Genomic DNA, 13,163 nt, shown 5'->3' on the forward strand with positions numbered 1-13,163 from the left:
TTTGCTGGATATAAAACGCATGACAATGATTCACCATTGGGATCACAACGGGACCACATATAACAAATGCAAGAATAAAAGAAGCTAAGGGCTTGCCATGCATGATGGTTACATATAAAGGCATCGCAATTAATCCTCCCATTAAAAGCACATAGCTAATCATGAAAGCAAGCTTTGGGCGGTGCTGTTTGACCCCGAGCACGGGCTGACCCATCGTACGTTTCAGCGAGGGAACATTCCGAACGAAAAGACCAGCCAACAACCCAATCAACGCAGGAGGCACCACAACCTACCTTCCCTCAAATCCCTGCTCCCTTTTTATGAAGGACGTTCTGCCTTCTCAAACTTCGTCACAGACGTAGACCCAGAGTTAAAAACCTGAAAATCCAGCAGTGTCACCTTATAGTACCCGCCGACCTCCAAAGATCCCGCATACTCGTCCATAGACTTCTTTGGATCAGGAGAATCCGACATATGTAAATTCCCGCACTCTTTTGTCTTAAAATCTGCTACACGCTTATAATCCGTATTCCCCGAGACCAGACCACCCCGATCGTGCACATCAACATGCTCGAGGGTGCAGTACTTGTAAGTCCCTGCACTATCATTACGTGAAAGAAAATATAAAAACGCATAAAAGCTTACAGCAACGACAACAATGATGCATGTTACCAATGTTTCTTTAACATTCTTACTTCTCATAAATCTCTAAGATCCGTTGCCATAGATCCTCACAATACTATTTTCAGTACCAGGAAAGAGGACAATCCTGGGAAGCCCAAATTTGTAGCTCTTCCCTTCTTTTAGTAGATTATGATAATAGTTTGCGTCTTTCTCACCAATATCGGACCATACCATCTGAGGGCAGTTCGATGAGTCTATATACAGGCTATACGTGGTTTCTGGAGAGTTGGCTGATACCGAATCATGTCTTTTGACCTCGGTTTTGGTGACAGTGCATTCCTTAATGATTGGATTATTCTTATTGTGAGCCGAAACCCCAAAATATATACCAAAAAATAATAAAAATCCCAACGGCACAAGCACAATAATATATTTCTGTCGGAACCATGAAAGATTTAACTTTAATAGTTTTATCATTGTGTAATCACCTTCTTAATTTTTTTATTCTATTATAAATATTACCATATGTATTTATATATGCCGCAGGTATAATCTATCTCCTTTCCCACTGCCTTTTTGCACATAGATTTTTTTAGAATTTAAAATATAACTGTGACCGCACATAATCACAAGCAACCCCAGGCGCAAGAAATCCGCTTTCTTCGAGTTCTTCCCATGACATAGGCCATCGTCCACACTTTGACCTGTACATAATATGTCCGTACAGAACATCACTATCAAACTGAGCATGGGAAAACTTAAAAACTAGATACCGAAACAGCACACGATGCTCGTAGCTTTTGAAGCGTACCCATCCTCCTTTATTAGTATCTGCAAAACTAAAATATTTGATACTGTCATACCGAATAAAACGCTTCTTGCCCCTCCAATTTCTCCAAATTATACGATCTTTCTGGTAGCATATAAAGAAAATATAATAATTAATAAGAGCAATAGCAGGTATTATGCCCACAAAAAGGCTAATAACATGATTTGCAATATCAAACTTTGTGGTGATATCAAAATACAACGGCAGGATGACAAGGGATAAAGCTATACCCGCCCACCCGAATACACCAAGAAGGGTGGGCCTGCCCTGTATTCTATTTAGAGACAGGGTTCCTGTTTGATTATTCACACCAGGCATCGCCTGGGTAGCTGCCCCAGCTGCTGCACCGATAAGAATCTTATCAAGCATGATATTTTACCTATCTTTCTATCCTGATATAACCCATATCATGTAAAACCCTACTTAAAAATTATCTACTAAATGGGAGCTATCACAGAGATATATTTCTGACGGAACCTATCAGGATTGATTTTACCTTCCTACGAAAACCCACACCGGATCTCATCGTACATGACATATGCGGGCGCTCCGAGACAAGACCGGAGTGCCCGCACAATTAATATCTGCCACCTCGCCCCAAACAAAACGGGGTCATAGGCGCTAACTCAGTTAGTCTAGTTTGAGTTTTCTCTCATAACACAACCGCTCAATACGCCCAAACATCTTCTCATACGACTCAAAACCAGCCACCAACTCCTCAACCCGCTCAGGAGTCAGATCCCGCGGCCATTCCTGATGCTCCACCCGAAACAAAACCATCGCAAACAGGATAGATGCATCAAACTGCCACGGATCAAAACTGAGCCGTACTCTCTTGATGTTGCGGCTGCGTACCCTCAGGTACCCGTTCTTCCCATTATTCTGCAACAGGATATCGCTTATACTCTCATACGGCATATACCGAATCTTCCACCGCCAGTTGCGCCAGTAGACTCCCGAGACGGTTTGCTGGATATAAAACGCATGACAATGATTCACAAACGGAATTACCAGGGGTCCGCCAAGAACAAACATGATAATAAAGCAAGCGCCTAAATCACCAAACATGACCCCACAAAATATAGGGGTAAGGACTAGCGTTACTACCAACAGAGCATAGCCAGCGATATAGGCTATCCGAGGTCGGTGCTGTTTGACCCCGAGCACGGGCTGACCCATCGTACGTTTCAGCGAGGGAACATTCCGAACGAAAAGACCAGCCAACAACCCAATCAACGCAGGAGGCACCACAACCTACCTTTCTCCTAGAACCCGGCAAACCTACCCCTTTACGAGGGGCGCTCCGCTTTTTCTAACCGAGTCACCGATGTCAGCCCCGGAGAACCAAGCTGCACATTCTTCAAGTACACCTTGTAATACCCTCCCGGTTCAATGGAGGCCATATAATCATCCATTGATTGATCCTTATTCGGGGACTCTGAAAGCGCCAATTTTCCACACTCCCGAGTCTCAACCCACCCTACCCGGGTATAGTCGGTATTGCCTGAGAGATCACCGCCAGCACGGTACTCTGCCCAGGCTTTCTCGACCGTGCAGTACTTGTACTTCCCCTCACTATCATCACCAAAAATACGTGCCAAATATCCCGGAAGAAACAAAAGTAAAAAGGCTGCAATAATTAATAAAACAGTGCTAACCATCCCTTTCCGCCTTTTAGTACGTTGGGTACCTTGCTGTGCCATGACAACTCCTAGAGCTTCTACCGCAGTATTGTGGGAGTAAACAACTGACTATAATCATAATTCTGCACCTTAATCGTCGCGATCTGCAGAGAATCAGAAACCAGGACTATTTCTCCTCCTGAGGCTTGAGAGCCTTATAACCGCTCAAAAACAGTAAAACAGCAAGCGCAGTGTTAAAAGCACCAACTCCTATCATGGAAAGACTACTGACCAAGTTATTCTTGGTATCCGCTATCAAAAGTACAAGCCCTAAAAGGGCTGCCACACACGACGGTATTCCTAACAGCAACCCAAACACAAGGTACTGACGTGCGCTAGAACGATCCATGACAGAAGGATCGTTGATGTTTTCATTGCCCGTATCATCAGAGTATTTCATATGCCTCTCCTAACACCCTTAGGCATCTTTGGAACCACTCTTTCAGCACTCCAACTAATGACCCCATTAATGCAGGAGGCATCAAGGCCCACCTTCCTCTAGACCCCAAAGAACCCTACCCATTCTCACGGGGGAATTCGAGGGGTTTAACCCAAGCATGATCCTGTAAAAACCGTACCCCCGGCCTACCAGAGAGGATTTGCTGGAATCGTTCATCCTCCCACACCTGCACCCAAACCCCAGTCTCCACACGATACTGCAACTGAGCATAAAGAATCGTGGCATCAAACTGATTCGTATCAAACCCCAACTTGATGTGCTTGGGCAGTTGGGTACTTCTGATCTTCACCCACCCGTTCTTACTCGTCTGTTCATAGGAGACTTTGTAGATGCTGTGGTAGTCAAAGTACCGGACTTTCCGTCGCCAGTTACGCCAGCGTATCCCAGTTTCCGTGAAACAGTGGTAATAGTTATGACAATGAGCCACAAAAATAAAACCAGCAGGACTGACCATCACCACAGAAATGATGTAAGCCTCTACAGTAAGCCCATATCTGATCCAAAAGTAGATAGGGAGTCCAATGAACGCGATGAAGAGTATCCCGTAGCTGATGATATAGGCAATCGGCGGGCGATGCTGTTCCACATTCAGGGTTTCTAGTCCTTGTTTACGTTTGGCCCCGGGCATGATGTTCACCAGAAATCCGCTGAGCAGACCATAAAACGCAGGACCCATACTCAATACCCCTTCATTACATGATGCTTTTCATAGCCGACACGATAGCCCGTCCCGAAAAGGAGGGTGTGGCCGTGCAAAAGCCTTAGGTGACCTACAGATGCAAGCTACTACCAACAGCCGAGGTTATCCCCGCGCATCTAGGGATACTCAGCTTTTCCATCCGATTTACCAAGATCAGCCCCGGAGAGTTCAACTGCACATTCCTCAAGTACGCCTTATAGTGCCCAACTGTATAAGTATTTTATTTTGGTTGTATTGTTTATAAATTTATATTCTCGCTCGCTATTTTACACACACGAATTACGATATATCCGTATATTTTCGTAACATCACGACACAAACCCAGGTTTTAGGAAATCTAAATTCTTTAGCTGCCATTTCTCATGAACACCGATTTTTATCAGGTATATTCTAGCCACTCCAGCCTTAAACCCTTTCTGCACAAGGGAAGAAAAGTTTCCTAGAAAAGTAAAGATTTGATAACGGTCCGCGTCAATCTTGACCGTTCACAGAATCTAAATCTAGACTACACATGTAGCTCTGTTACCGACGATAGAGCACCAATCACTGAAAGGAACTGCTATGAGCAGCACTATTAAGGTCACCCAGGAAGCGAAAGACGCCAACACCCAGATTGGCTCTATCACCGATGGCGGTCTGACTGACCAGATCAATAGCCTAAACCAGCAGGCACAGATTCTTGCAGATCCTAACGTCTGGGACGGCCCCCATGCCGAGCAGTTCCGCAACGAAATTTGGCCTTCCGTGCACAAGCGTCTTACTGATGCTACCGCCGCTATCAATGAAGTTAAGGCACACTCCCAGACTATCCATAGCGATATCTCCCAGGCCGGTGGTGGGGCAGCGTAAGGTTTCGCTGCTTTACCAGTTCAGACTTCCCTCAAAGATTACCGCTATGTAACAGCAATTCTTTGGGGGAAGTTTTCTATCCCTAGAGAACTTATTAGAGAATCTATATAGGCACGTATATAAATCTTATTGATTTCATGTTATGTGCCTACACATCTCATGGTGCTCACCGATATTTAAAGCTTTTTCTACTACAAGGTTTTGCCATGCCCACACCTACCCCTGAATCTCATTCCGTCCAAGGTCGCTTTTCTTCTAACAACCCTCACCACCCATCTCAAGAGGCATCGCAGTCTTCATCTATCGTTGGTGATAACCATCGTGGACATCCTTCGCCTTCGGACACAGCAAATAATCACGCATTCCCAAACCCAGATTCTGCTACTTCTTCTGATGCACAGGGAATTCCTGCATCTGAGAATGTTGATGGAGCTACCTCACAGTACGGGTCTTTCCACCCCGACCACGACAAGGTTGATCTATCTCAGCATGAGGCATGGCAAAACCAAGACCATCATGAATTTCCCACTCCACAAGCGAGTTCCAGCGCATCCTCGATGGTAAGTAGCCCGCTCTCCAGTGATGGGAGTGGTATTACATCGTCACAATCTTCACCTATTGTTGCCGATCACAGCCATGATATTCCACAGAGTAGTGCTGGTAATGGTGCGCCTGTCCAAGATTATTATGGTTCAAGCGATACAGATTCTTCTGGCACTGGAAGTTCTGTTCAAAGTGGGACTCTCGCGGGTGGTGAGTCCGAAAACTCATCTTCAGGGGAAGGTACGACTTCACAAGCAGCCCCCATCGTAGGGAATCATCATACAAACACTGATTCTGCGGCTCCTCCAGCTTCAAGCGGAGCCGTGTATAACGGTGGTGGTTCTGCTGATTCTAGTGATGCAGAAGAAGGAAACTCTCCTACTCAAAGCTCTGGAAGCGCATCACCAGTTACTTCCGAGGGAGAAATTGACGGAGCTGACACCTCAGGTTCGTCCGCTGAGGAAGATGGCGCAACTACATCATATGCTGAAAACGGCGATTCGGGTTCTCCTGTAGAGACGACCGGAGCTCAGGGAGGACAAGTTGACCCGGGTGAAGCACCGGGGCTTGTTGACAATAGTGGTTGCCAACAGTGCGCTGCTGAAACATCCGATGTACATGCGATGGAGGATGTTCCCTACGACAACGCTGCCTCTGATGCGCTTAGCCAAGCTCTACGAAGTGCGGCTAATAATCTAACGTCCTCCTATGGAGCTTCTGCTAGCAGCACCGCGGGGAGCCGTAACACGCAGAACAATGACCTATGGAACGATTTTAAGGGTCGCTACGCTGACGATGCCAAAAATGGTCGCAATAACCTCACTGTCAACGCTATTAATATTGCGGCAATGCTCAATCACGCAGCAGGTCTTGTTGATTACCTTAAATCATGCGCAGAGGCCGAAAACAAAAACCGTGCCGCAGCTCGCGAATGGGATAAGAAATGGTGGATTCAAAAGAAATGGGATGAACTCTGGGGCGGAGGTCTTAAACATTCAGACCCCGATGTTCCTAAACCAAGTGAACCATCTTCTGTAGCTGCACCAGCACCGGTAGCCTCCTCTGGGGGAGACGGGACTTCATCTGCCAAACCCAATGATGTTGATAGCTATGTCACCATGTGCAACACAGATACTACGACTCATGAAAATGATTACAACAGTATCGTTTCTGCTTTGTCAGGCTTCGAAGCAGGATGTAAATATGGCACACTCGATATCCGTCCAGCAACAACTGGGCTTCAAGCACTGAACACTCAAAGTGGAAATCTCACGGCGTGGCTTACTCAGGTAGCTCAAGCCTTTCGCGATGCTGATAGCAGCGCTGGTGACACGGTCGTGACAGCATCGGATGCTTTCTTAGATCTCACACTTCAAAATCGTGGTTGGAATGGACCGCCTGAAATCCAGCATATTGATGCAACTGCCTCTGAGCTCACAGGAGCAGTTCCGTCGTCCGGGTTTGCGAATGACCCGGTGAACGTGGCGACGGGTAACTTTATCGAACCGGAAACTGATCTGGTCTTCACCGGGACGGTGAGTGAGTCTACGCTGTCGCTGACGCGTATGTACAACAGTCTGGCGGTCACCCATGCGGATGAGGTGCCGTCGGGCGTGTTCGGGCTTGGCTGGTTCTCGACCTTGGATACCCACCTGAGCTTTGGGGATGAGCAGGCCTCGTGGTTTATGCCTGACGGGCGCGCGGTGTTCTTTGATCGGGAAGGCGAAGGGTTCGCCCGCGCCGCCCGGGAGCCGTGGTGGCTGACGAAGGTTCCCGCCACAGATGAACTGTTTACTCGGGTGCGCGATGCGCAGGTGCAGGCCTACGAGCAGGCTAAAGTCACGGGTGGTTCTGCTGTGGTTCCTGAGGTTCCGTTTGTGTGGATGGTGCACAATAACCAGCATGAGGCGTATTTCTATGCGCCCTCTGGTGCACCGATGGCGCGCCGACAGGGGCACCTGAGCAGCCTGACAGTGTTTATTCTGGCTGAGGATGGTGCCGTGACGGATCTGGTGCATCCGGTGGCGCATCGCGGTATTCATGTGGACTATGAGACCGCTGAGGAAACCGGTGGCGTGCGCCCGGCGGCGGCATTCACGTACAACACCATTGGTGAGCGTGCCGGGGAGCCGGTGCAGAACGTTGCCTATTCCTATACCGAAGCTGCTGAATCCAGTGCCTCGGTGCAGGTATCTGGTTTGCTCACCGGAGTAACGACCGGTATCGGAACGCGTACCTATACGCATACTGAGCGGGGTTTGATTCACCGGGTGATTAACGCGCGCGGCGATCTTGAGGTCACGAACACCTATGATGATTCCGGTCGTGTGATCGCGCAGATCAGCGAATACGGGCGGGATATTTCCTATACGTATACTCCCTCGCTGACCACGATTATTGCCGATGCTGGTACCGGTGAGAATGAGAACCTGTGGGTCTCCGACTCGAAAGGTCGCCTGGTAAGCATCACGGCGACTGACGGTACGCGCATGTCGATGAGCTATGACCGGTTCAGCAACCGGATCAGCATTACCGAGCGTGACGGATCGCGCCTGGTGCGCACCTCCGATGCGCGTGGCCATATTAAACGTGAGCGTACCCCCGAGGGTGCCGATTACACGTACACCTGGGATGAGCAAGATCGGCTGCTCTCGGTAAGTGTGCGTGATGCTCGAGATGTGAAAAACCTCAGCGATCCCATGCCGGTGAACTCGTACCACTACGAGGAAAGCACCTTAGTAGTGAATCCGAACCCGGTAGCTGTTCTCGATGGTGCCGGGGAAGCCACAACGTGGGAGTATTCCCCTGAAGGCGATATCCTGAAGATTACCGATCCGACCGGCGTGTTTACGGCTTTTGAGTACGATGAACACCACGATATTGTGGCGATGCTCAACCCTGCCGGTGAGGCAATCCGTTTCACGCGCGATGCCGCCGGGCAGGTCACAAGCGTATCGAACCCGCTGGGGGCTACCACCACGCTTGAATACAATGCCGCTGGTGTTCTGACAAGTTTCACGAACCCGCTGGGGGCACGCTGGACGCTCACCTACCCGCAGCAGCCGGTCGGCGACGGCGCGCCGTATATGGCGCGTGCACAGCGGCAAGGCGCCCAATCCCGTGATACCTCGGTCGGTGCTCTGCCTGAGGCCATCACCGACCCGGCAGGAAATACCACCGCATTTACCTATACCGCTGGTGGGGATATCTCGACCGTCACGAACTCGGTTGGGGGCACAACCCGGCATGAGTACGATACTTTCGGGAACCTGGTGAAGATGATCACCGCTGGGAACCGGGTGTGGGAATACTCGTGGGATGGTCTGTCCCAGTTGGTCGGTCTGACCGATCCTACCGGTGCCATCACGCGGTTCGAGTATGATCGTGCCGGGGAAATTACCCAGGTTACCGACGCGACGGGAGTTATTTCGCATCGGTCTATCGAACGGCATGAGGGTGTTGAGTCCGTTACCGGTACCGGTGAAGGTCTTTTCTCGTCGGCGTTCTTCAAAGTTGATGTGCTCGGGCGCGTGACTGAAATCGGTCAGCAGGACGGTGCCTCCACGAAGCCTGCGTCCTCCTCACACGATACGTCTAAGGCGTCTACGGGTGCCGGTGCGGGGGTTGCCGGGACGGGTATCCCGCATGGAGTATCCTCCTCTGCTGAGGCTATCGCAGCCGCTGAGACTGCCGGTGCCCCCTCGCATCCGACGGGTCGGCAGATGTTTACGTATGATGCTGCTGGGAATATCGTTGAAGCCCTGGACGCCAATGGTGGGCTCACGCAGTATGTGCGCGACGCCGTCGGACGTGTCACCCGCATCATTAGTGCTGCGGGCCGGTTTACCGACTACACCTACGATACCTGCGGTCGTCTTGTCACCGAGAGCGTGGGACTCAATGAGCCTGTGCGGGTGACCGATCCCGTCACCGGGGCGTCCTCATGGGAAGAACCGACCCGGTGGGCTGTAACGACGCTGGTGTATGATGCTGCCTCGCAGGTGATCGAGCGGCATACCCCCGACGGGCTTGTGGAAAAGATGACTTATGATGCCGCTGGGCGGTTGATAAAGGTTCAAGCAGGCCGCCGCGTTGCCACCTATGCGTGGGATGCATGCAATCAACTGGTTCGGGTGCAGGATTCCACTTTTGGTACCCGCCGTTACGTCTATAATGAGCTCGGTCAGCTGGTGCGGGTTACCGACGGGTTGGGAAATAGGTCATTCTTCGCTTACGATGCGGACGGGCTGCTGACCTCGGTGACGGATCCGACCGGGGCCATCACTGAGTACGAGTACGATGCCGCCGGGCGCATCCTTGAGGTTGCAAAGAAGCCTCACCCGGATAGCACCGTTACGACTCCGGCTATTCGCACCACCTATACGTGGGATGCCGCTGGGCGCCTGCTGTCCGAAGATGACGGGGTGCGTATCCGCTCCTTCGAGTACGATGCCCGCACGGGGGATCTGACCCGCACGCTCATCGACGGCTCCTTAGCTGCTGAGTACGGCACGGGTACACCCGCGCTGCCGGGGTCGACGATTACGTGGATGAAGGATCACACCGGGGATGCCCCGGTGACGTACCGTCGTGTCTTTGATGCCACCGGAAACCTGATCGAGTACACCCGCCAGGTCGATGGGACCGAGAATACTAGTGAGCCTGGTACGGCTAAGGCCCTGGAGACGTTCACCAGCACTGGGTCGTATACACTCACCTATGCGTATGATGCCGATGGGTTCCGCACGATGATGCTCACCCCCTACGGGTCTTCCCAGTGGGTGCTTGATGGTTCCGGACGCCCGATCCGCTCAATCAACACCGCCTCGATCGCTGACCCTGGCGTGCGTGAGCGCGAGTCGGTCATTGGGGAGTTCTCCTACGATGTGATGGGGCACCTGGTGCGTGCTCAGGTCGGCGAGACGATCTCGACCTGGGATTTCGATCAGGACGGATTGGTGTCCTCCTATGAACACACCAGCGAGCAGGGCGATGAAAACACTGCTGAGGGTGTGCAGGTGATCCGGGACCACACCGGCCGGATTATCGGGCTTGATTCCACGACGACCGGGTTGGTGATGTACTCCTACGACGAGGCCGGACAGCTGACCGGTGCTCGCGCTGACGGGTATGAACTCACCTGGGTGTATGAGGGAGGGCTCATGGTTGCCGAGCGCCTTTACCACCACAACACCGCCGAGGATGAGGCCACAGACAGGGTTCTGCTTGGTGAGCGTCAGTTCATCTATAACGGGCTCAACCAGCTGCTGCACTGCACCACGATTGAACGGCCCCACACACCTGAGGGTGCTTCTGCCGCGTGGGTGAGTACCGAAGTGTCCTATACCTATAACGCCGCCGGGCAGCGTACCAGGCAGAAGAGCATAACCTCGGATGGTGTTATCCAAGAACGCACCTATACCTGGGGTATCACCGGTGCTCTGACTACCGTCAGCGATACAACTACCGACGCTCGCGGTGCCGAGGTTCCAGAGCTGTGCTCACGTCTTCGGGTGCACGCCGATACTACCGGGGTTGCCACCGCGATCACTGGTAACGATCAAGTGACGGTGCCGCTGCTGTGGGATCCGACCTCTTCCGCCCCGCATCTGCTGGGGGCCGGAAGCATCCCGGCTGCAGGGGCTGACGGCGGGTTCTCCCAGGCGGCAGTACCGGGCGGGTTTGACCCCTGGAGCGTCCCCGGGGTACCCAACACCGGGGTCGGTTTTGGTGCTCTAAGCGCCCCCGGCTTAGGAACCATAAGCGCTACCGGTGCTGCTGCGTCACAGATCCCGGGTCTGCCCAGTGCGCTCGGCGCTCCTGGCATTTCGGGTGCGTCCGCGCTGCTTACCAGTGTAGGGCTGCCAGAAGGTGTGTCCTTCACCGGTTCCGGCACGCTCGCGGTGGGCGGGCTCGCACTGATGGGCGCACGAGTGTTTGACCCCTCGTCGAAGAAATTCCTCTCCCAAGACCCGCTACCGCCCATCGTGGGTGCAGGCTGGTTCGCGGACTCGTACTCCTTCCTGGGTCATGATCCTGTAGGCATGATCGACCCCTGGGGAACACGGCCTATGAGCCAAGAGGAATACAGCGACTACTCTAAAAAGCAAGACCTTCAGGTTCTCAAGACCGCGATTTCATGGGTGGGTACCGCCGTAGCGATTGCAAGCGTGTTCGTCCCGGGCGGTCCCCTAGTAGCCCTAGGCGTGGCTGCACTAGGTAGCGCTGTTTCTGGGTTCGCCGAAGGTATGCTGGATGAAAACGGTAACTTCGATTGGGGATCTGCCGGTAGTGGCGCTTTTTGGGGAGGTCTTATAGGTCTTGCCGGTGGTGCTGCCGGTAAGGTCTTTAGCTCGGGAAAGATGTTCCTTAAACCCATACAAGGTGTTGCCAAGAAACTCGGACCCTACGGGCAAAAAATAGCCGATAAGATGGGGAACAGGTTTGCCCTCGACAAAGTAAATATCATGAAATCCAAAAATCTTGGATTCAGCAAATTTGGTGCTGGCAAGGAAGGATTTAAAAAATACACCGGAGAGATCTTGGATAGTGGTCTATCGGGTGGCGTCTCGAACGCGTTGAATTACACCAAAGATACCAAAAATTGGAACCCTGTAGAAGCGGCTCTGAGCTTTGGCACTGGTACTGTAAGTGGCCTCGCCACAGGTGCAGGAACCGCTGGGTTTAAGGCTAAGGTCACCGATAAGCCTTACTTTAAAGCCGGGTATGCAAATCGGGGTGCACGATATGAGTCTACATATCATACGCGTCTTGACAAGATTCATGTCTCTCGCGGCATTCAGAAAGCTGTAGTAGACGAAGCTGGGACCCGTGCAGTGAATACCGCCGTTAAACCTGTTGCAACCGTGGCACAGAACGAGATCACCCATGCTGGGGATGAAAATTACCATCAAGATTGGGGGAAAACCTGGTCGGAGGAAGCACAGAAGAACGCCCAAGGTTCTCTCAAAGACATAGCCTCCGTAGGCAAAAAGGCAGATACTAATGCCCAGGACAATCTTAAAGGGCGTCAAGTTGAGGATCAGGTTCAAGACTTCAGGAACGTCAACCCAGGACGCTAACACAGTCTTATGACTGGGGAGGGTTTACTTAAAAGCTACACTCTTTTTAAGTAAACCCTCCTAACGTTCTTACCAATAAGCAGTATTACATGATCAAGCATAAGAAAGGCTGTCCGTTAGATGCTCGCCTTTATCATCTTCATCATCGGCCCTATCCTCGTAGCTCTCTATATTATTCGGGACGAGATACGTCGCGCCCGGGACAAACGCAGCGGGGCCCTCGTCAAAAGGCTCCCCCGCACCGAACCCTGGGTCTGGAGCATCTACCTCTACATATTCGGAGCACTCAGCCTCTACGCCTTTACGCACCCAGAAAAATTCCAACCCATTCTTTTAATATTTGCTGTAATTCTTCTCTTATTCGGTTTGATTGGTATGTACTACTACGAAACCA

Annotated in this window: 8 protein-coding genes and 2 pseudogenes; 3 read left to right on the plus strand and 7 right to left on the minus strand. The window is 51.4% G+C overall.

What is annotated here, in order from left to right; translation table 11 throughout:
• The 7 genes and pseudogenes from HMPREF2804_RS11195 to HMPREF2804_RS09670 all read right to left on the minus strand — a co-directional run.
• Positions 1-283: pseudogene (locus HMPREF2804_RS11195) on the minus strand (hypothetical protein); the annotation flags it as partial.
• A 35-nt stretch (positions 284-318) separates the two neighbouring features.
• A complete protein-coding gene (locus HMPREF2804_RS11370; protein ID WP_239664722.1) occupies positions 319-474 on the minus strand; it encodes a hypothetical protein in 156 nt (51 codons plus the stop codon).
• A 742-nt stretch (positions 475-1,216) separates the two neighbouring features.
• Entirely contained in the window at positions 1,217-1,822 is a 606-nt protein-coding gene (locus tag HMPREF2804_RS09650; RefSeq protein ID WP_048754668.1) for a hypothetical protein, read from the minus strand.
• A 261-nt stretch (positions 1,823-2,083) separates the two neighbouring features.
• The gene (locus HMPREF2804_RS09655; protein ID WP_246824254.1) at positions 2,084-2,701 is read right to left on the minus strand and encodes a hypothetical protein; all 618 of its coding nucleotides are present in this window, start codon (positions 2,699-2,701) and stop codon (positions 2,084-2,086) included.
• A 41-nt stretch (positions 2,702-2,742) separates the two neighbouring features.
• A complete protein-coding gene (locus tag HMPREF2804_RS09660) occupies positions 2,743-3,156 on the minus strand; it encodes a hypothetical protein (RefSeq protein WP_048754670.1) in 414 nt (137 codons plus the stop codon).
• Positions 3,157-3,262: 106 nt separating this feature from the next.
• A complete protein-coding gene (locus tag HMPREF2804_RS09665) occupies positions 3,263-3,535 on the minus strand; it encodes a hypothetical protein (protein ID WP_048754671.1) in 273 nt (90 codons plus the stop codon).
• 115 nt (positions 3,536-3,650) lie between these two features.
• Entirely contained in the window at positions 3,651-4,271 is a 621-nt protein-coding gene (locus HMPREF2804_RS09670; protein WP_048754672.1) for a hypothetical protein, read from the minus strand.
• 585 nt (positions 4,272-4,856) lie between these two features.
• On the opposite strand from HMPREF2804_RS09670, the gene HMPREF2804_RS09675 reads away from it, so the two are divergent.
• From HMPREF2804_RS09675 to HMPREF2804_RS11200, 3 genes and pseudogenes are all read left to right on the plus strand, one after another.
• Positions 4,857-5,144, plus strand: a complete 288-nt coding sequence (locus tag HMPREF2804_RS09675) for a hypothetical protein (RefSeq protein ID WP_048754673.1) — start codon at positions 4,857-4,859, stop codon at positions 5,142-5,144.
• A gap of 206 nt (positions 5,145-5,350) precedes the next feature.
• Entirely contained in the window at positions 5,351-12,769 is a 7,419-nt protein-coding gene (locus tag HMPREF2804_RS09685; protein ID WP_246824256.1) for a DUF6531 domain-containing protein, read from the plus strand.
• Positions 12,770-12,889: 120 nt separating this feature from the next.
• A pseudogene (locus tag HMPREF2804_RS11200) lies at positions 12,890-13,163 on the plus strand (hypothetical protein); the annotation flags it as partial.

It is taken from the genome of Rothia sp. HMSC065G12 (genome assembly GCF_001811455.1).
Taxonomy (GTDB): domain Bacteria; phylum Actinomycetota; class Actinomycetes; order Actinomycetales; family Micrococcaceae; genus Rothia; species Rothia dentocariosa.